Source organism: Plantactinospora sp. WMMC1484 (assembly GCF_049315195.1).
In the GTDB taxonomy this organism is placed as follows: domain Bacteria; phylum Actinomycetota; class Actinomycetes; order Mycobacteriales; family Micromonosporaceae; genus Plantactinospora.
Map to the genome: position 1 here is coordinate 5997866 of NZ_CP186055.1, position 21697 is coordinate 6019562.

Annotated in this window: 4 protein-coding genes and 1 pseudogene; all 5 read right to left on the reverse strand. The window is 73.2% G+C overall.

Annotated elements, in window-relative coordinates:
- Positions 1 to 4: 4 nt before the first annotated feature.
- Positions 5 to 1294, reverse strand: a complete 1290-nt coding sequence (locus tag ACN28C_RS25950; protein ID WP_422774805.1) for an MFS transporter — start codon at positions 1292 to 1294, stop codon at positions 5 to 7.
- Between the two features lie 299 nt (positions 1295 to 1593).
- On the reverse strand, positions 1594 to 2544 hold the full coding sequence (locus tag ACN28C_RS25955; RefSeq protein ID WP_422774806.1) for an ornithine carbamoyltransferase: 951 nt from the start codon (positions 2542 to 2544) through the stop codon (positions 1594 to 1596).
- A 219-nt stretch (positions 2545 to 2763) separates the two neighbouring features.
- Positions 2764 to 5502 (reverse strand): annotated as a pseudogene (locus ACN28C_RS25960) (non-ribosomal peptide synthetase); the annotation flags it as partial.
- Positions 5502 to 16544 carry an amino acid adenylation domain-containing protein gene (locus ACN28C_RS25965; protein ID WP_422770144.1) on the reverse strand — a complete coding sequence of 3681 codons (11043 nt, stop codon included), beginning with the start codon at positions 16542 to 16544 and terminating at the stop codon, positions 5502 to 5504. The gene ACN28C_RS25965 and the pseudogene ACN28C_RS25960, both read right to left, overlap by 1 nt.
- Positions 16541 to 21685 (reverse strand): amino acid adenylation domain-containing protein, encoded by a 5145-nt coding sequence (locus ACN28C_RS25970; protein WP_422770145.1) that lies wholly within the window; start codon positions 21683 to 21685, stop codon positions 16541 to 16543. Before ACN28C_RS25970 ends, ACN28C_RS25965 begins: the two co-directional genes overlap by 4 nt.
- Positions 21686 to 21697: the final 12 nt, after the last annotated feature.

Genomic DNA, 21697 nt, shown 5'->3' on the forward strand with positions numbered 1-21697 from the left:
AGATCTATACTTTTCCGATACTCCGGCTGGCCGTGCCGCTGCCCTGGCCGGCGCTGTGGCTCCTCCGGCCGGCGCTGCGGCGGCGGACCAGTCGGGTGTTCTCCTCGGTGGCGGCGATCCCCCGCACCGCCGGGCTCAGCACGGCGAGCACGACCAGCGACACCATCACCGCGCCGAGCCCGAGCACCGTCACCCGGAGCCCGGCAACGCCCAGCAGCAGCCCGCCGCCGAGCGCACCGACGAAGTTGGCCCCGGAGGCGAGCAGCGTGGCGACCGCGCCGACCCGCCCCATCAACGGGTCGGGAGTGATCCTGACCAGGTAGACCCCGCCGACCACGTTGAACAGTCCGCCGACGTAGCTGTTGGCGGCGAAGATCGCTGCCAGTGCGACCGGGTCGGTGGTGAAGGCCATCGCCGGCACCGTCACCGCCCAGGCGGCCAGCCCGCCCACCACCAGGGCCCGCAGGGTGGCCCGGCGCAGCCACCACATGCCGCTGAGCGCGCCGAGCATCCCGCCCAGCCCGCTGACCCCGATCACGGCGCCGACCACCGCGCCCGAACCGCCGCCGTTGCGGACGGTGAGCATCAGCGCCAGGGTCAACGCCTGGAAGACGGCGTTGCTGACCGCGACGAAGCCCAGCACCGTACGGAGGAACCGCTGCCGCCACAGCCAGGCAACGCCCTCGGCGATGTCGGCGCGCAGCGTCGTCGGCGCGGCCGGCCGGGAGTGCTGGAAGGGGCGGCGGATCAGCAGCAACGCGACCAGGGAGCCGAGATGCGCGACGGTGGTGAAGAGGAACGGCGCCCACCGCGCGACGGTGAAGAGCAGGCCGCCGACGGGCTGGCCGATCAGCACCGCGGCCCGGCCCCGGGTCTCGTTCTGGGTCAGCGCGGCCGGCAACTGCTCGGCCGGCACGAGGTGCCGGACGGCGGCCCGCTCGGCGAGCTGGTAGAGGACGCTCAGGCTGGTCTGGACGAATGCCACCACGATGAGCTGGGGCAACCAGATCCGGTCGAGCAGCACCGCCAGTGCCACACTTCCGGTGGCGAGGAGGCAGCCGAGATCGCAGAGGATCATCAACCGGCGCCGGTCCCAGCGGTCGACGAATGCGCCGGCCGGCAGTTGGACGAGCAGGTGTGGCAGGAGCGCGGCGGCGCCGACCAGGCCCGCCTGCCCCGCCGACCCGGTGTACCAGAGCACCAGCAGCGGATACGCGATCGAGGTGATCCGCGCACCGACCAGCGTTCCGGCGGCCCCCGCCCAGAGCAGCAGGAAGTCCCGGTTGCGGCGCAGCGGCGGTGGCCCGGAAGCCGTCCCGGCGGCCGTCGCCCCGGAAGGCCGCGCCGCAGCCGAGGGCCGCGCCGCAGCCGAGGGCCGCGCCGCAGCCGAGGGCCGCGCCGCAGCCGAGGGCCGCGCCGCAGCCGAGGGCCGCGCCGCAGCCGAGGGCCGCGCCGCAGCCGAGGGCCGCGCCGCAGCCGAGGGCCGCGCCGCAGCCGAGGGCCGCGCCGCAGCCGGGGGTCGCGCCGCAGCGGACGGGGCGGCAGCCGACGGCGCCGTGCCTCCGGTAGGCGGGCCGGGCTCCTCGACGAGGCTCACGATCCGGTCCCCGGCGGCCCGCCGACCGGGCCACGGCGGCACCACTCCAGCACCGCCATCGCGCTGTGCAGCTTGTTCTCCGCCTGCGCGAAGGCGATGCTCGCCGGGCCGTCCAGCACCTCGGCGGTGACCTCCTCGCCCCGGTGCGCCGGCAGGTCGTGCAGGAAGACCGCGTCCGGACTGCCGCCCCAGAGCCCGACCCCGACCTGGAACGGGGCGAAGATCTCCCGCCAGTCCGGATCGGGCTTGCTGGTGCCGGTCGTCTGCCACCGGGTGGTGTAGATGACGTCGAAACCACCGGGCAGCTCGGCCATGTCGTGCCGCTCGCAGATCGTCGCCGTGCCCCGGGCCGCCTGCGCCACGGCGGTCGCCGAGATCTCCCCGGTCAGCCCGTAGCCGGGCGGCGTACGCAGCTCGAGGTGGGTACCGGGGTAGCGGGTGAGCGCCAGGGCGAGGGCGGCGGCGGTGTTGTTGCCCTCGCCGACATAGAGCACGCGGAGCCCGTCGATCCGGCCGAAGTGGTCGAGCAGCGTGGTCAGGTCGGTCAACGCCTGGGTCGGATGCTCGTCGGCGCTCATCGCGTTCACCACCGACATCCGGTCCTGGGCGGCAAGCTGCCGCAGCTCCGCCGGGTCGCCCGCGGTCCGGGCCACCAGCACGTCGAGCATCCGGGACATCACCCGGCCGGTGTCCGCGTGCGTCTCGCCCGTGTTCACCTGGAGGTCGTCCGGCCCGTACGCGACGATCTGCGCGCCGAGCCGCAGCGCCCCGCTGGAGAAAGCGGTCCGGGTGCGGGTCGAGGTCTTCCGGAAGTAGATCCCGATCACGTCGCCGTCGAGCGGCCGTTCCCGACGCGCCGCTCCGGACCGGAAGCGGACCCCCCGGGCGACGATGGCGTGCAGGTCCTCGTCCGTCAGGTCGTTGATCGAGATCAGATGCCGGACCATCCGCGCCTCCCGTGTCGCCGCGTCCGCACCCGCGCCGGCGATTGGCTGCGCGTCCCGGAGCCAGTCGGCGGCGAACCCGGCAGCGCCGCCGTCCCGCTCGCCCCGCCCCGCCTGCTCGACCTGCTCGACCTGCTCGGTCTGCCCTGACTGCGCGGCTCGTTCGGTCCAGCCCGCCAGCTCGGTGGCGACGAACGACTGCACCGCCTTGCCGGACTCCGAGTTGGTCAGCACCACGAATCCGTCCCCGGATCGGATCCGGCCCAGGGTCATCGCCCGGTAGCCGACCGTCTCACCCGGGTGGCCGAACTCCAGGTCGGGAGCGGTGTCGTCGACGACCGTGCCGAGGCCGTAGAAGCTGCCCGGGTGCGCGATCGCGACCAGCTCGGCGGCGAGGTCGGGGGTGAGCAGCGTCCCGTCGCCCCGGTGCGCGCGGTGGATCTCCACCAGCACCCGGGCCAGGTCCGCGGCGGTCGACCAGAGACCGCCGGCCGCCAACGCCGGCCGGTGGCGCCACCCACCGGGTACGGGCACCCCGTGCCCGTCGTGGCCGAGCGCCACCCGGCGGCCGGGGTCGGCCGGGAAGGCCGGGTCGAAGCTGCTGCCGGTCATGCCCAGCGGCGCGAACACGAGCCGCCGCATCAGCTCCGGGAAGGACTCCCCGGTCAGGTCGACAAGCACCTGCTGGAGGACCGCGTAGTGGCTGTTCGTCTTCCGGAACGACTCCCCCGGCGTCAGCTCGGGCCGGATCGGCTCGGAGGTCGCGGGCGGGCGGCCGTGCAGCACGTCGAGCAGGGACGGTGCCGGCTCGTCCGGCGCGTACCCGGTGTTGGGGCTGGTCGAGAGGCCGGAGAGGTTGGCCAGTAGCTGCCGTACGGTGACCGGGCCGGGTCCGGCCGGCACCCGCCAGGCGGTCAGATAGCGGTTCACGTCGGCGTCCAGCGCCAGCCGCCCCTCCCGGACCAGCCGGAGCACCGCGAGGGCGGTCACGTGCTTGCTGATCGACGCGACCTGGAACGGGGTCTCCGGGGTGACCGGCTCCGATCCACCGGCGGCGAGCACGCCGTAGCCGCGTACCCCGACGACCTGGCCGGCCCGGACCAGCGCGACGCTCGCGCCCGGCACGTGGTGTTCCGCCATGGTGGGCAGCGGCGACGGCCCGGCGGGCGCGGCCGGCGCAGGCGCCGGCTCGACGAGCGTGCTGGCCGGAGCCGGGTCGCCGAGCGCGGCCGCCAGGGCGGCGACGGTGCCGTGCTGGTAGAGCATGCGCAGCGACACCGGCAGGCCGGCCCTCCGGGCGGCGGTGACCAGCTGCACGATCCGCATCGAGTCGGCGCCGAGGTCGAAGAAGCCGTCGTCCGCGCCCACCCGGTCCAGGCCGAGCACGTCCGCGCAGACCTCGGCGATCCGTCGCTCGGTCCCGTTGCGTGGCGGCACGAACTCGCGATCGCCGCCGAAGGCGGTCCGCTCCGGCGCCGGCAGCGCGCGCCGGTCCACCTTGCCGGCCGGGTTCAACGGCAGGGCGTCCAGGGTGACGAAGGCGGCCGGCACCATGTAGCCGGGCAGCGCCGCGGCCAGGAAGTCGCGCAGCTCGGCCGGGTCGACCGGCCGGCCGTCCACCGGTACGACGTAGCCGGCGAGCCATTTCTCCCCACCCGCGTCCTCGCGGGCCACCACCACCCCGTTGCGGACGTCCGGATGGGCGAGCATCCGCTCCTCGATCTCCGGCAGCTCGATCCGGTGTCCCCGGATCTTCACCTGGTGGTCCGCCCGACCGAGAAACTCCAGGTTGCCGTCCGGCAGATAGCGGACCAGGTCACCGGTGCGGTACATCCTGGCCCCGGCGGCCCGGCCGAACGGCTCCGGCAGGAACTTCTCGGCGGTCAGTTCGGGGCGGTTGACGTACCCCCGGGCGACGCCGTCACCGGCGATGTGGAGCTCGCCGACGACGCCGACCGCGACCGGCTGGAGGTCGCGGTCCAGCACGTAGGTCCGGGTGTTGGCGATCGGCCGCCCGATCGGCACCACGTCGACGTCGCCGGGCACGTCCCAGCTGGTCGACCAGATGGCGGTCTCGGTCGGGCCGTAGACGTTGACCAGCCGCTTCACCCGGCCGCGCAGGTCACCGGCGAGGGCCGGCGGCAACGCCTCACCACCGACGAGCGCGACCACCGGCCGGTCCGCGAAGCCCGCGTCCAGCAGCAGTTTCCAACCCGACGGGGTGGCCTGGACGTGCGTCACCGGATGGCGGTCGAGCAGGCCGAGCAGCTCCGGGCTGTCCCCCACCTCGTCGTCGTCGGCCAGCACCAGCCGGCCGCCGGTGACCAGCGGCAGATACAGCTCCAGCCCGGAGATGTCGAAGGAGAGCGAGGTGGCGGCGAGCCAGACGTCGTCGGTGCCGGCGTCCAGCAGCCGCCGCATCGAGAAGAGCAGGTTCAGCAGCGCCCGGTGGGAGATCTGCACACCCTTCGGCCGCCCCGTCGAGCCGGAGGTGAAGATGATGTAGGCCAACTGGTGCTGGTCGTCGCGGCGGGGCACCGGCTCCGCCGGCCGGGACTCGATCTCGGCCTCGTCCCGGTCGGCCAGGACGTACCGGCCGGTGAAGACCCCGGCCAGCCGGTCGGCCAGCGCGGAGGTGCTCACCACCAGTTCGGCTCCGGCGGTGTCGAGCATGTAGCCCAGCCGTTCGGCCGGCAGCTCCGGGTCCAGCGGCACGTAGCCGGCGCCGGCCTTCCAGACCGCCAGCAGCCAGGCCAGCAGCGACGGTTCCCGGGGCAGCAGCACCCCGACCACCGACTCCGGCCCGATCCCGACCGCCCGCAGGTGCTGGGCGTACCGGTTCGCCAGGGCGTCCAGGTCGGCGTAGCGGATCCGTTCGCCGCCCTGGACCACCGCCACCGCCCTCGGGGTGGCGGCGGCCTGCGCCTCGACGACGTGGTGCACCGATCGACTGCTGCTCATCACCACTCCACGGCCGTGTCGTTCCAGTCGGTCAGCACGGTCGCCCGTTCCGCCGCCGGCATGTACGTCGCCCGCGCGTCGCCGTCGGCGCCCGCGGCCATCGACTCCAGCACCGCCCGGTACATCGCCACGACCCGCTCGGCGTTCTCCGCCGTCAGTGCGGAGCGGCGGACCCGTAGCATCAGGTGACCGGGGCCGGTCGAGACGGCGAGCGCGAACTCGTTGGCGGCGTCGCCGACCCCGGCCCGCACGTCGACGCGCCCCGTGTCGACCTGGTGGAAGTCCTGGTAGCTGAACATCACCTCGACGAGCTGCCCGCCGCCGACCTGGCGCTGGATCGCCGGCATCGGATAGCGGCGGTGCGGCCAGAGTTCGACCTCCCGGTCGAAGACCTGCCGGACCAGGTCGCCCCAGGTGGCGGCCGAGCGGTCGTGCGCGAACGGGAGGGTATTGAGGTACATCCCGTAGACCCGGTCGGCGCCGTCGACCTCGGGGCGGGCGCTGCAGACGAGTCCGGTGAAGAAGGCCGGCTCGTCGGTGAGCTGGCTCAGCACCTTCAGGTGCGCCGCGTGCAGCACCGCCTTGAGTGACGTACGGGTCGCGGTCGCCAGTGCCCGCAGTTGCGGCTCCAGCTCCGGGAAGGGCACCGGGATCCGGAAGCTGCCGGTCTCGTCGGCGGCACCGCCCCAACCGGCGGGCATGGCGAACCGGGCGTGCCCGGTGACGATCCCGTGCCAGTAGTCGCGGTCCGTCGTCGAGGCGAGCGAGTCGAGTTCGGCGGCGATGAAGTCCGCGTACCGGACCTCGGGGGTGGTGGCCGGCTCCGGCGTCGTGCCGGCGGCGAGCTGCCGGTAGAGGTCCAGCACCTCCATCAGCAGCGACTGCTGGCTCCAGCCCTCGGTGATGGCGTGGCACTGGGTGAAGCCGAGCCGCCAGGCGTCGTCGCTCTCCACGAATCCCGCCATCCGGAGCAGCGGCGGGCTCTCCAGGTCGAAGAGCTCGGCCCGCTCCCGGACCACCAGCTCGTGCAGCGCCTTCTCCTTGGCCGGATCGTCCAGCTGCCGTACGTCGCAAACCTGGACCGGCATCTCGGCGGTGCCGTGCACGAGCTGCATCGGCACCGAATAGGTGGTCAGGTCGAACGAGGTGCGGAGCAGCTCGTGTCGCTGGACCACGATCCGGGCCGCCTCGCGCAGCGCCGCCGGCTGGAAGGGCCGCTCGTCACGGATCCGGTAGAAGCTCGTGTTGTGGTAGCGGTTGCCGCCCACCCCGCCGAGCATCTGCACGACCATGCCGAGCTGCACCTGTGACAGCGGGTACGCGTCGACCACCCCGGCCGGCAGCGCCGCCCGGTCCTCGGCGGAGACCAGCGCGAACGGCGGCACCGGACCGGCTTCGGCCGACGGTCCGGCAGCGGACTGGCCGGAGACCGCCTCGGCGAGTTCGGCGATCGTGCGGTACTGGAACACATCCCGCACCGCCACCTCGAACCCCGCCGCCCGCAACCTCCCCACCAACGCCACCGCCCGGATCGAATGCCCACCCAGATCAAAGAAACTCTCCGTCACCCCGACCCGATCCAACCCAAGCACCGCACACCACACCGCCGCGATCCGCTCCTCCACCCCGGTACGCGGCCCCACGAACACCGAACCCACATCCACCGACACGGCATCCGGATCCGGCAACGCCCGACGATCCACCTTCCCGTTCGCGTTCAACGGCAACGCATCCAACGACACGAACACCGCCGGCACCATGTACTCCGGCAACCGACCCGACACCTGCGCCGTCAACCCCGCCACATCCAACTCACCGGAGCGCGGCACGCAATACGCCACCAGCCGCCGGTCCGACGCAGAACCCACCGCCACCACCACCGCATCCCGGACAGCCTCATGCTCCAGCAACACCGACCGGACCTCACCCAACTCGATCCGATACCCGTGCACCTTCACCTGGTCATCCACCCGACCCACGAACTCCACATCACCGCTCGACAGCACCCGCACCAGATCACCGGTCCGGTACAACCGCCCACCGGCCGGACCGAACGGATCCGGCACAAACCGCTCCCCCGTCAACTCCGGACGGTTCACATAACCCCGCGCCACCCCGACCCCACCGACAAACAACTCACCCAACACACCCACCGGCACCGGCGACAACTCCGCATCCAGCACATACATCGCCATCCCCGGCAACGACCGCCCGATCGGCACCACCTCCGAACCAACCGTGCCGGTGACCGGGAAGACGCAGGTGCCGACCGACGCCTCCGTCGGGCCGTACTCGTTCACCAGGCGGCCGTCGCCGAGGATGCCGCGCCAGTGCTCGGCGACCGGGCCGGGCAGGGCCTCGCCGGCCACGACGACGATCCCGGCCAGCGCGGCGAGCTGGGCGGGCTCGGCCTGCTGGCCGATGATCTCCAGGTGGCCGGGGGTGAGCTTGAGGAAGCTGAACGGACCGGCACCCACCAACTCCCGGCCCAGATCCGCCATGTCCAGATCCGGACCCGCCAACCACACCCGCTGACCCGTCACCAACGGCGCCCACACGTTCGGCACCACCAGATCGAACGCCACCGACGAGAACAACGCCGACCCACCACAACCCCGACCAGCCAACTCCCGCGCCGCCCACGACACGTGGTTGACCAACCCACGATGCGACACCGCCACACCCTTCGGCCGACCCGTCGACCCCGACGTGAAAATCACGTACGCCAACCGGTCCAGGTCGGCCGGTTCGTCGATCGGGGAGGCCGGACGGTTTCCGATCTCCAGGCGCTCGGTGTCGACGAGGACACAGTCCAGCGTCGGGTCGAACCGGTCCGCGTGCCGAGACCGGGTGACCACCACCCGGGCACCGGCGTCGGCGAGCATCGCCGTCACCCGGTCGGCCGGGAACGACGGGTCGAGCGGCACGTAGGCGCCACCCGCCTTCCAGACCGCCAGCATCGCCACCACCAGCTCCGGACCCCGGTCCAGCAGCACCCCGACCACCGACTCCGGAAGCACGCCCCTGGCACGCAGGTGCCGGGACAGCCGGTTCGCCCGCTCGTCCAGCTCCGCGTAGTCGAGCTCCAGCTCGCCGAGGACGAGTGCGGTCCGGTGCGGATGCGCGGCGGCGGTCTCGGCGACCAGCTCCGGCACGGTGCGCGTCGGCGCCGCCGTGGGGTTGACGGCGTACTCGTCGAGCAGCCGCTGCCGCTCCTCCGCCGGCAGGTGGTTCTCCCGGGCGTCGCCGTCGACACCGCCGGCCGCCATCGCGGCCAGCACGGCCCGGTACATCGCGGCCAGCCGGGCCGCATCCGGCCGGCTCAGCACGTGCGTGTCGGCGGTCAGCACCAGGCTGCCGGTCATGGCCGCGACGGCCAGGCCGAACTCGGTGGCTCCCTCGCCGAGCCCGGAGTCCACGTCGACCAGTTCGGTGTCGACCGCGTCGAAGTCCTGGAAGCTGAACCGCACGTCGAGCAGGCGCTGCCCGTCGGCCAGCTCGCGCTGGATCGCCGGCATCGGATAGCGGCGGTGCGGCCAGAGTTCGACCTCCCGGTCGAAGACCTGCCGGACCAGCTCACCCCAGGTCGCCGCCCCCCGCCGATGGGCGAAGGGCAGGGTGTTGAGGTACATCCCGTAGACCCGGTCGGCGCCGTCGACCTCGGGGCGGGCGCTGCAGACGAGCCCGGTGAAGAAGGCCGGCTCGTCGGTGAGCTGGCTCATCACCTTCAGGTGTGCCGCGTGCAGCACCGCCTTGACGGAGGTACGCGTCGCGGTCGCCAGCATCCGCAGTTGCGGCTCCAGGTCGCGCAGCGGCACGGTGACCGAGTACGGCTCCCGGGGCGTCGCCGGATCGCCGGCCCAACCGGTCGGCAGTGACAGCCGGGCGTACCCGTCGACGATTCCCCGCCAGTAGTCGCGGTCCCCGGTCGACTCCAGCGAGTCGAGTTCGGCGGCAATGAAGTCGGCGTACCGGACCGCGGGGCGGGTCACCGGTGCGGGAGTGCCGCCGGCCCGGAACTGCTGGTAGAGGTCCAGCAGCTCGGTGAGCATCGCCCGGTGGCTCCACCCCTCCGTGATCGGGTGCGAGACGGTGACCGACATCCACCACGCCTCGTCGCTCTCCTCGTGCACGGTGAACCGCAGCAGCGGCGCCACCCCGAGGTCGAAGAGCTCGGCCCGCTCCGCCGCCGTGAACTCCCGAATCGCCTGCTGCCGCCGCTCGGCGTCGAGCTGCCGCACGTCACGCACGACGATCGGGATCTCGGCGGTGCCGTGCACGAGCTGCATCGGCACCGAATAGGTGGTCAGGTCGAACGAGGTGCGGAGCAGCTCGTGTCGCTGGACCACGATCCGGGCCGCCTCGCGCAGCGCGTCGAGCCCGAACGGCTGTTCGGTGCGGAGCCGGAACGAGGTGACGTTGTGGTATGCGTGCAGCTGGCTGTCGGCCAGCATCTCCACGACCATGCCGAGCTGCACCTGTGACAGCGGGTACGCGTCGACCACCCCGGCCGGCAGCGCCGCCCGGTCCTCGGCGGAGACCAGCGCGAACGGGGCCACGACCGGCCCGTCGACGGTGGTGTCCGCGACCGTCGAATCCGGCGCCGGGCCGGCGAGCTTCTCGGCGAGTTCGGCGATCGTGCGGTACTGGAACACATCCCGCACCGCCACCTCGAACCCCGCCGCCCGCAACCTCCCCACCAACGCCACCGCCCGGATCGAATGCCCACCCAGATCAAAGAAACTCTCCGTCACCCCGACCCGATCCAACCCAAGCACCGCACACCACACCGCCGCGATCCGCTCCTCCACCCCGGTACGCGGCCCCACGAACACCGAACCCACATCCACCACCGCAGCATCCGGATCCGGCAACGCCCGACGATCCACCTTCCCGTTCGCGTTCAACGGCAACGCATCCAACGACACAAACACCGCCGGCACCATGTACTCCGGCAACCGACCCGACACCTGCGCCGTCAACCCCGCCACATCCAACTCACCGGAGCGCGGCACGCAATACGCCACCAGCCGCCGGTCCGACGCAGAACCCACCGCCACCACCACCGCATCCCGGACAGCCTCATGCTCCAGCAACACCGACCGGACCTCACCCAACTCGATCCGATACCCGTGCACCTTCACCTGGTCATCCACCCGACCCACGAACTCCACATCACCGCTCGACAGCACCCGCACCAGATCACCGGTCCGGTACAACCGCCCACCGGCCGGACCGAACGGATCCGGCACAAACCGCTCCCCCGTCAACTCCGGACGGTTCACATAACCCCGCGCCACCCCGACCCCACCGACAAACAACTCACCCAACACACCCACCGGCACCGGCGACAACTCCGCATCCAGCACATACATCGCCATCCCCGGCAACGACCGCCCGATCGGCACCACCTCCGAACCAACCGTGCCGGTGACCGGGAAGACGCAGGTGCCGACCGACGCCTCCGTCGGGCCGTACTCGTTCACCAGCACCGCGTCGGGGGCGCACTCCCGCCAGCGCTCCAGGGTGTGCCGGGTGAATGCCTCGCCGGCCACCACCGTGACCGCGGCGAGCCCGGCGGCCTGGCCCGGGGCGAGTTGGTGGGCGAGCACCTCCAGGTGCCCGGGGGTCAGCTTCAGGAAGCTGAACGGGCCGGCGGCCAGCAGCTCGCGACCGAGGTCTGCCATGTCCGCATCGGACGGCAGCAGCCACACCCGCTGGCCCGACACCAACGGCGCCCACACGTTCGGCACCACCAGATCGAACGCCACCGACGAGAACAACGCCGACCCACCAGAACCCCGACCAGCCAACTCCCGCGCCGCCCACGACACGTGGTTGACCAACCCACGATGCGACACCGCCACACCCTTCGGCCGACCCGTCGACCCCGACGTGAAAATCACGTACGCGAGACGGTCGGGGTCGGCCGGAACCGCGAGCGGCGTCTCGGGCTGGTCCGCGATGGCGGCCGCGTCCCGGTCGACCAGGACCCGCACCGGGACGTCGGGGAACCGGTCGGCGTAGCCGGAGCCGGTCACCACCACCCGGGCACCGGCGTCGGCGAGCATCTCGGCGATCCGCCCGGCCGGATGTGCCGGGTCGAGCGGCACGTACCCGCCACCCGCCTTCCAGACCGCCAGCATCGCCACCACCAGCTCCGGACCCCGGTCCAGCAGCACCCCGACCACCGACTCCGGCACCACCCCGCAGGCACGCAGATGCCGGGCCAGCCGGTTCGCCCGCTCGTCCAGCTCGGCGTAGCCGAGCCGCTGCCCGGCGCACTCCAGTGCCACCGCGTCCGGGGTCGCCGCCGCCTGCGCGGCGAACCGCTCCGGCACGCTCGGCCCGGCCGGTTCGGCGGTGGTGCTGTTCCACTCGACCACCAGCCGCTGCCGTTCCTCGTCGGCGAGGAAGGTGCCCCGGGCGTCGCCGTCCGGGTCGGCGGCCATCGCCTCGAGCACGGCCCGGTACATCGCACCGATCCGGTCGCCGTTGGCCCGGCTCAGCACCCGGGGGTTGACCGCCATGGTGACGTAGCCGAGCCGGACCGCCACGGCGAGCGGGAACTCGGTCGGGCTGTCGTCGATGCTGGCCATGTAGTCGACCAACTCCCGGTCGACCTGGTCGAAGTCGTGGTAGCTGAACCGCACGTCCATCAGCCGCTGGCCGTCGCCGAACTCGCGCTGGATCTCCGGCATCGGGAACCGTCGGCGCGGCCAGATCTCCACCTCGCGGGCGTAGGTCCGCTCCACCAGCTCCCGCCAGGTCCGGGCGCCCCGGTCGTAGCCGAAGGGGAGGCTGTTCAGGTACATCCCGTAGATCCGGTCGGCACCGGCGACCTCCGGCCGGCCGTGCAGGACCAGGCCGGTCAGGAAGGACTCCTCGGCGGTGAGCTGGCTCATCACCTTGAGGTGCGCGGCGAGCAGCACCGTCTTCAGCGACGCCTTCGCCCGGCTGGCCAGCGCGCGCAGGGCGGACTCCAGGTCGTGGAAGGGCACCCCGAGCATCAGCGACTCGCGCGGCGCCGCCTCGTCGCCCCAGCCGGTGGGGAGGGAGAACCGGGCGTACCGGCCGACGATGTCCCGCCAGTAGTCCCGGTCCTCCGCCGAGGCGAGCGAGCGCAGTTCGGCGCCGATGAAGTCGGCGAAGCGCAGCGCGGGCGCCTCCACCGGGGCCGGGGTACCGCCGTCGCGGATCTCCCGGTAGAGCTCGAGCAGCTCCATCAGCAGCGAGTGGTGGCTCCAGCCCTCGATGATGGCGTGGCACTCGGTGACCGAGAGCCACCAGGTCTTGTCGTCGCAGACGTGCGCGTGCAGCCGCATCAGGGCGGGCTCGGCCAGGTCGAAGACGTCGGCCCGCTCGACGGCGGTGAACTCCCGCAGCGACCGGTCCAGCTCGGCGGCGTCCAGGTGCCGCAGGTCCCGCTCCCCCACCGGCATCTCGGCGGTCGGGTAGACGAGCTGCATCGGCACCGAGTAGGTGGTCAGGTCGATCGCGGTCCGCAGCACCTCGTGCCGCGCCACCACGATCCTGGCGGCCTCGCGGAGCGCCTCCCGCGCGAACGGCCGCTCGTCGCGGATCCGGAACGAGGTCACGTTGTGGTATGCGTGCAGCTCGCCGTCGGAGAGCATCTCCACGACCATGCCGGCCTGGACCCGGGAGAGCGGGTACGCGTCGACCGCCCCGGCCGGCACTCTGGCCCGGTCCTCGGCGGAGATCAGTTCGAAGGGCGCGACCGGGCGCTCCGGCTCGGCGGGCGCGGATCGGCCGTCGAGCGCCCCGCAGAGTTCGGCGACGGTGCGGTGTGCGAAGACGTCCCGGACCGAGACGTCCAGGCCGATCGCGCGCAGCTCCCCGACCAGGGCGACCGCCCGGATCGAGTGCCCGCCGAGGTCGAAGAAGCTGTCGGTCACCCCGACCCGCTCGACCCCGAGCACCTCCCGCCAGACGGCGGCGACCCGCTCCTCCACCGGGGTACGCGGGGCGACGTAGGTGTGCCCGCCGTGCAGGTCGGCGCGGTCCGGCGCCGGCAGCGCGCGCCGGTCCAGCTTGCCGTTGGCGGTCAGCGGGATCTTCTCCAGGGACACGAACGCGGCCGGCACCATGTATTCCGGCAGGCTGCGGGCGAGGAACTCGCGCAGCTCGGCCGGGGTCGGCAGCTCGCCGTCGGCCACCAGGTAGCCGGCGAGCCGCCTGTCCCCGGGCACGTCCTCCCGGACCACCACGACCGCGTCCCGGACGGCCGGGTGGCCGGCGAGGACGGTCTCGATCTCGCCCAGTTCGACCCGGTAGCCGCGGATCTGCACCTGGTCGTCGATCCGGCCGAGGAAGTCCAGCCCGCCGTCGGGGCGGCGCCGGGCCAGGTCACCGCTCCGGTACATCCGGGCACCAGGCTCGGTCGCGAAGGGGTCCGGCACGAACCGCTGCGCGGTCAGCTCCGGCCGGTGCAGGTAGCCCCGGGCCACGCCCGGCCCGCCGACGTGGATCTCCCCGGGCACGCCGACCGGCACCAGGTTGCCGTACCGGTCGAGGAGGTAGATCCGCAGGTCACCCAGGGGATAGCCGACCGGGTTGCCGGGGTCGGTGAGGTCCGCCGGGCGTACCTGGTGGTAGCTGGAGTGCACCGTGGTCTCGGTGATGCCGTACATGTTGAGCAGTGCCGGGCGGTCCAGGCCGAACCGGTCGGTCCATGGCGCCAGCTCGGCCATCTCCAGCTTCTCCCCGGCGAAGACCACCGCCCGCAGGTGGAGGTCGGCCAGCCGGGGGTCGTTGTCGCGGGCGAAGCCGACCAGGGCCCGGAACGCCGACGGCGTCTGGTTGAGCACCGTCACCCGCTCACGAACCAGCAGCTCCAGGAACTCGTCCGGCAGCCGGGTCACCTCACGCGGCACCACCACCAGCCGGCCGCCGTAGAGCAGCGCCCCCCAGAGCTCCCAGACGGAGACGTCGAAGGCGTACGAGTGGAAGAGCGGCCAGACGTCGTCGGCGGAGAACCGGTAGTGGGTGTCGCCGACGGTCAGCAGCCGCAGCACGTTGGCGTGGGTCAGGCAGACCCCCTTGGGCCGCCCCGTCGACCCCGACGTGTAGATCACGTAGATCAGGTTCTCCGGGCCGGTGACCGGCGCCGGGTTCTCCGCCGGCAGCCCCGACAGATCCTCCTCGTCGAGGTCGAGCACGGCGCCGCCGTGGAAGCCGGTGACCGTGCCGGCCAGCGACGACTGGGTCACCACCACCGAGGCGCCCGCGTCGGCGACCATGAAACCCAACCGGTCCACCGGCTGCGCCGGATCCAGCGGCAGGTACGCGGCCCCCGACTTCAGCACCCCGAGCAGGGTCGGCACCAGGTCGAGCCCTCGCTCCAGGCAGACCCCGACCAGGGACTCGGGACCGGCGCCGAGGCTCCGCAGCCGGTGCGCCAGCCGGTTCGCCCGGACGTTCACCTCCGCGTACGTCAACGAGACGCCCTCGAAGGTCACCGCCACCGCCTCCGGGGCGAGTAGCACCCGCTCCTCGAAGGCCCGGTGCACGGTCCGGGCCGGCGGCACGGCGTCGATCCGGAACGGGTCGGCGGCACCGGTCACCTCGGCCCGCTCCGCGTCGTCGAGCAGCTCGACCGCGGAGAGCGCCCGCCCCGGGTCGGCGGCGACTGCCTGGAGCAGCCGGACCAGGTGCCGGCCCAGCCGCCGCACGGTGGCGGCGTCGAAGAGCGCGGTCGCGTACTCGATCGAGGCGCGCAGCCGGCCGTCGGCCGCCTCCTCGACCTGGAGGGTCAGGTCGAAGCGGGAGACCTGGGAGAGCGCGTCCAGCGCCGAGACGTCCAGCCCCGGCATCGCGTACGCCCCGGCGCCCGCCTCGTGCATCGTGAAGGCGACCTGGAACAGCGGGGTGCGGGACATGTCCCGCTCCGGCTGGAGCTCGTCGACGAGCTGACCGAACGGCACCTCCTGGTGGTCGAAGGCGGCCAGCACCGTCTCCCGGTTGGCGGCCAGCAGCTCGCCGAAGGTGACGTCGGCACTCCACCGGGCCCGCATCACCAGGCTGTTGATGCCGTAGCCGATCAGCCGGGACAGCTCGGGCCGGTTGCGGCCGGAGACCACCGTGCCGACCGGGATGTCGGTGCCCCCGGTGTAGCGGGACAGCAGCGTCTGGTAGCCGGTAAGCAGCACCATGAACAGCGTCGCGTCGTGCCGGCGGGCCAGGTCGCGGAGCTGTCCGCCGAGCCCGGCCGGCAGCTCCAGCTCGACCGTCGCGCCGGACCAGTCCCGGGTGGCCGGGCGGGGGCGGTCGGCCGGCAGGTCCAGCGGCGGCACCCCGGCGAGCTGGCCGCGCCAGTAGTCCAGGTGCCGCCGGTGGTCCGCCTCGGAGCGGTTCCGCTCCCAGGCGGCGTAGTCGGCGTACTGCACCGGCAGCGGGGTGAGGGTGTCGGGGCGGCCGGCGAGCGCGGCGGCGTACAGCTCGCTGAGTTCCTCGGCGAAGATCCCGACCGACCAGGCGTCGCAGGCGATGTGGTGGAAGACCACCACCAGCAGGTGGTCGTCGTCGGCCAGCCGGAGCAGCCGGGCCCGGACCGGCCACTGGGTGGCCAGGTCGAACGGGGTCGCCGGCTCCTGCGCGGCCAGCGCGAAACCCCGGCTCTCCCGCTCCGCCGCCGGCAGGTCGGTCAGGTCCGAGACCGCCAGCTCGACCGGCCCGGCCGGGTCGATCACCTGGGTCGGCTCGCCGGCGACCAGCGCGTACCGGGTCCGCAGGATCTCGTGCCGGCCGACCAGGTGGGTCAGCGCCCGGCCCAGCGCGGCGGCGTCCAGCGCGCCACGCAGCCGCAGCGCCAGCGGCACCAGGTATTCCCAGCTTCCCGGGTCCAGCCGGCTCAGGAACCACATCTGCTGCTGTCCGAAGGAGAGCGGCAGCGGGCCGCTCCGGTCCACCGGGGCCAGCGCCGCGCGGCGGCCGCCGCGCAGCCGCCCGGCGAGGCGGGCCCGCAGCAGTTCCTCCCGGACCGCCCCGGCGCCACGCTCGATCGTGCCCTCGCCCGTGCTCATCCCTTTTGCTCCTTCAGCAACGCCAGGCCGGCCAGCAGGTCGGAATCGGAAAGCTTGTCGATCTCGGCGCGGATCCGCTCCTCGACCGCCTCGGCGATCCGCGCGATCGTGGGCCGCTCGAAGACGGTCCGGACCGGAAGGTCGATCTCGAACTCCTCCTGGAGCCGGGAGGCGAGCCGGACCGCGAGGATCGAGTGACCGCCGACGGTGAAGAAGTTCGTGTGTGCGCCGGCCTCGACGTCGAGCAACTCGGCCCAGATCTCGGCGATCCGCTCCTCCACCGCGCCGCGCGGCGCGACGTGGTCCGCGGCGTCCACCTCGACCACGGTGCGGGCCGGTGCGGGCAGCGCCCGGCGGTCCAGCTTGCCGTTGGCGGTCAGCGGGATCGTCGCCAGCGGCACGAAGGCTCCCGGCACCATGTAGTCGGGCAGCCGGGTGCCGCAGTGCCCGGCCAGGGCGGCGACGGTCGGTGCCGCGCCGGCCTCCGGCACGTAGTAGGCGACGATCCGCAGCCGGCCCGGGTCCGGCTCGTCGGTCAGCACCACCGCGTCCCGGACCTCCGGGTGGCTGGCGAGGACCGTCCCGATCTCGCCCAGCTCGACCCGGAAACCGCGGATCTGCACCTGGTCGTCGATCCGGCCGAGGAAGTCCAGCCCGCCGTCGGGCCGGCGCCGGGCCAGGTCACCGCTCCGGTACATCCGGGCACCAGGCTCGGTCGCGAAGGGGTCCGGCACGAACCGCTGCGCGGTCAGCTCCGGCCGGTTGAGGTAGCCCCGGGCCACCGACGGCCCGCCGACGTGGATCTCGCCGGGCACCCCGACCGGCACCAGGTTGCCGTAGCCGTCCAGCAGGTAGATCCGGGAGTCGCTGAGCGGGTAGCCGATCGGGTTGCCGGGGTCGGTGAGGTCCGCCGGGCGTACCTGGTGGTAGCTGGAGTGCACCGTGGTCTCGGTGATGCCGTACATGTTCACCAGGGCGGGGTGCTGCAGACCGAACCGGTCGGTCCAGGGCGCCAGCTCGGCCATCTCCAGCTTCTCCCCGGCGAAGACCACCACCCGCAGCCGGAGGTCGGCCAGCCGGGGATCACCGTCGCGGGCGAAGCCGACCAGGGCCCGGAACGCCGACGGCGTCTGGTTGAGCACCGTCACCCGCTCACGAACCAGCAGCTCCAGGAACTCGTCCGGCAGCCGGGTCACCTCACGCGGCACCACCACCAGCCGGCCGCCGTAGAGCAGCGCACCCCAGAACTCCCAGACCGAGAAGTCGAAGGCGTACGAGTGGAAGAGGGTCCAGACGTCGTCGGCGGTGAAGCCGAACCGGGGATGGCTGGTGGTGAAGAGCCGCAGCACGTTGGCGTGGGTCAGGCAGACCCCCTTGGGCCGCCCCGTCGACCCCGACGTGTAGATCACGTAGATCAGGTCGTCGGGGCCGGTGACCGGCACCGGGTTCTCCGTCGGCAGCCCCGACAGATCCTCCCCGGCCAGGTCGATCACCGTGCCGTCGAAGAACTCGGCGACGGTGCCGAGCAGCGACGGCTGGGTCAGCAGTACCGGGGCGCCCGCGTCGGCGACCATGAAACCCAACCGGTCCACCGGCTGCGCCGGATCCAACGGCAGGTACGCCGCCCCGGACTTCAGCACCCCGAGCAGCGCCGGCACCAGGTCGAGCCCTCGCTCCAGGCAGACGCCGACCAGCGAGCCGGCGCCGACCCCGCTGCCGCGCAGCTTGTGCGCGAGCCCGTTCGCCCGGACGTTCACCTCCGCGTACGTCAACGAGACGCCCTCGAAGGTCACCGCCACCGCCTCCGGGGCGAGCAGCACCCGCTCCTCGAAGACCTGGTGCAGGCAGCCCTCCGGGGTGCCGGTGCGGAACGGGTCGGTCCGGCCGGTGCCGACCAGCTCGTCGACCGGGTCGAGGAAGTTGACGGCGCCGAGCCGCAGCTCCGGGTCGGAGGTGACCGCCGTCAGCAGCCGGACCAGGTGCCCGCCGATCCGATCCACCGTGGAGCGGTCGAAGAGCGAGGTCGCGTACTCCAGGGCGCCGAGCATGGTGCCGTCGGCCTGGACCCGGACGAAGAGCGTCAGGTCGGTCTTGGCGATCTGCCACGCCCCGGTGAAGGCGGCCAGGTCGTCCGCCCGGACGGCACCGCCGGTCAACCCCTCGTCGTGCAGGTCGAACGCCACCTGGAAGAGCGGGGTCCGGGACATGTCCCGGTCCGGCTGGAGGTCGTCGACGAGTTGCTCGAACGGGAGTGTCTGGTGCGCGAACGCGCCCCGGCAGACCTCCCGGGTCGCCTCCAGCGCCTCGCCGAACCGCATCCCGGGACTGAGGTTCGGCCGCAGCACCAGCGAGTTGAGGAAGAATCCGACCACGTTTTCCAGCTCGGGGCGGTTGCGGCCGGCGACCGGGGTGCCGACGGCGACGTCCCACTGCCCGGCGTACCGGGCGAGCAGCGTGCTGAACGCGGTCAGCACCGTCATGTACGGGGACGCGCCGTACCGCCGGCCCAGGTCGCGGATGGCGGTGGCCAGCCCGGTCGGGATGGTGAACGGGGCCAGCGCGCCCCGGGGATCCCGGCGGGCCGGTCGGGGCCGGTCGCTCGGCAGGTCCAGCGGCCCGAGCCCGTCGAGGGTCTTCCGCCAGTACGCCAGCTCGGTTGCCAGCACCTCGCCGGTCAGCCAGCCCCGCTGCCAGCTCGCGAAGTCCGGGTACTGTACCGGCTGTGCCGGCAGCTCCGTGGCCCGCCCGGCGGCCAGCGCCGCGCAGAGTTCCCGGAGCTCCCGCTCCAGCACCACCGACGACCAGCCGTCGCAGGCGATGTGGTGCAGGGTGAGCAGCAGCACCGACTCGCCTGCCGGGGCGCGGCCGGCGGTGGCCGGGATCCGCACCGAGGTCGGCGGGGTCGGCGCCGCCGTGCCCGGCAGCCGGACCAGCAGCGCCCGCCAGACCGGCCCGGCGGCGAGGTCGAAGCCCCGCTCGAACTCGGTCCGGAAGACCGTCTCCAGGTCGGCGGAGCCGGCCTCGACCACCGGCAACTCGACCGGCGCGGCCGGGTCGACCAGCTGGCGGGGCTCGCCGTCGGACTCGACGTAGCGGGTGCGGAGGATCTCGTGCCGCTCGGCGAGCGCGTCCAGCGCCCGCCGGACCGTCGCCGGGGAGATCTCCGGGCCGAGCCGGAGGAAGAGCGGGGCGACCCACTCGGTGTTGCCCGGTTCGAGCCGGTCCAGGAACCAGAGCCGGCGCTGCCCGAACGAGAGCGGCAGCGGCCCGGTCCGGGGCACCGGCAGCAGCGGCGGGCCGTCGTCGGCGGGCACGGCGATCAGCTTCGCCTGCTCCGCCACGGTGGGCGCCGAGAAGAGGCCGCGGAGCGCGACCTTGCTGCCGGAGGCCGCCCGCAGCTGGTTGGCGAGCCGGGTGAGCAGCAGGGACGAGCCGCCGAGCGAGAAGAAGTCGTCGTGCGCGCCGACCCGGTCCACCTGGAGCAGCTCCGCCCAGGCGCGGGCGACCAGCCGTTCGGCGGCGGTGCGCGGCGCCACGTAGGGCGGGCGGCCGTCCTCGGCACCGACCTCCGGGACCGGCAGCGCGGCCCGGTCCACCTTGCCGCTGCTGTTCAGCGGAAACGCCGGCAGCGCCACGAAGGCGGCCGGGATCATCGGGTCGGGCAGCCGCTCCCGGAGGAAGGTACGCAGCCGGTCGGCGGCCGGCACGTGCTCGCCGGTGACGTACCCGACAAGCCGCTTGCCGCCCTCGGCCGTCTGCACGGCCAGCACCACGGCGGCGCTGACCTCCGGGTGGGCGACGAGTGCCGACTCCACCTCGCCCGGCTCGATCCGGACCCCGTTCACCTTGACCTGGTGGTCGAGGCGCCCGATGTATTCCAGGGTCGCGTCGGCGCGCCACCGGACCAGGTCACCGGTGCGGTAGAGCCGGGACCCCGGCGGCCCGTACGGGTCGGGGACGAACTTCTCGGCGGTCAGGTCCGGCCGGCCGAGGTAGCCCCGGGCCACTCCGACCCCGCCGGCGTGCAGTTCTCCGGCGACCCCGACCGGCACCGGGTCACCGTTCGGGTCGAGCACCAGCACCCGCAGGTTGGCCAGGGGGCGGCCGATCGGCACCGGGCCGGTCGGCAGCGCCGGGTCGTACGGGTGCGCGGTCACGTCGATGGCGCACTCGGTCGGCCCGTACGTGTTCCAGAGGCTGACCTTGAGCCCGTCGGTGAGCCGCCGACAGAGCTCGGCGTGCAGCGGTTCGCCGGCCGAGAAGAGCAGCCGCAGCGAGGTGCAGTCCCGCCAGCCCGGATCGTCGGCGACCAGCCGGAGCACCGACGGCACGCCCTGGAAGACGGTGACGCCGTGCCGCTGGATGGCCCGGACCAGCGCCGCCGGGTCGTGCTCGGCGCCGACCGGCGCCAGCACGACGGTGCCGCCGCTGACCAGCGGGGCGAAGAACTCCCAGCAGGCGGCGTCGAAGGTCAGCGCCGTCTTCTGCAGGATCCGGTCGTCCGGGCCGAGGCCGTGCTGCCGGACGGCCCAGTCGACCCGGTTGGCGATCGCCGCGTGGCTGATCATGACGCCCTTGGGCCGCCCGGTGGAGCCGGACGTGTAGATCGCGTAGGCGAGGTGCTCCCCGGTCGCCAGGTTCTCCGACGCCTTCCCGGCAGGTCCGGTGGGCGCCTCCCCGGGCAGCCCGGCGGGTTCGGTCACCAGGTCATCGAGGCGGAGCACCCGGATCTTGCTGTCGGCGGGATCGAACGGAGCCGATCCGGTGAGCACGACCGTGGCGCCGGTGTCGGCCAGCACCCAGTTGACCCACTCCCTCGGGTGGTCCGGGCTCAGCGGCACGTAGCCGGCACCCGCCCTCCAGACGCCGAGCAGCGCGACGACCAGATCGACCTCGCGGGACAGGCAGACGCCGACCAGCGCGTCCGGTCCGACGCCGAGGCCGCGCAACCGGTGGGCCAGCAGGTTGCTCCGGCGGTCCAGCTCGGCGTAGCTGACCTCGACGTCACCGGCGCGCACGGCGACCGCGTCGGGGGTGGCCGCCATCTGGCGGGCGACCAGCGCCGGCAGGGTGTCGGCGGACCCGGCGGCGGTCGCCGGCCCGCCGGAGTCGCCGTCGGTCCGGCTTCGATCGGGGTTCATCGGGTGCTCCTC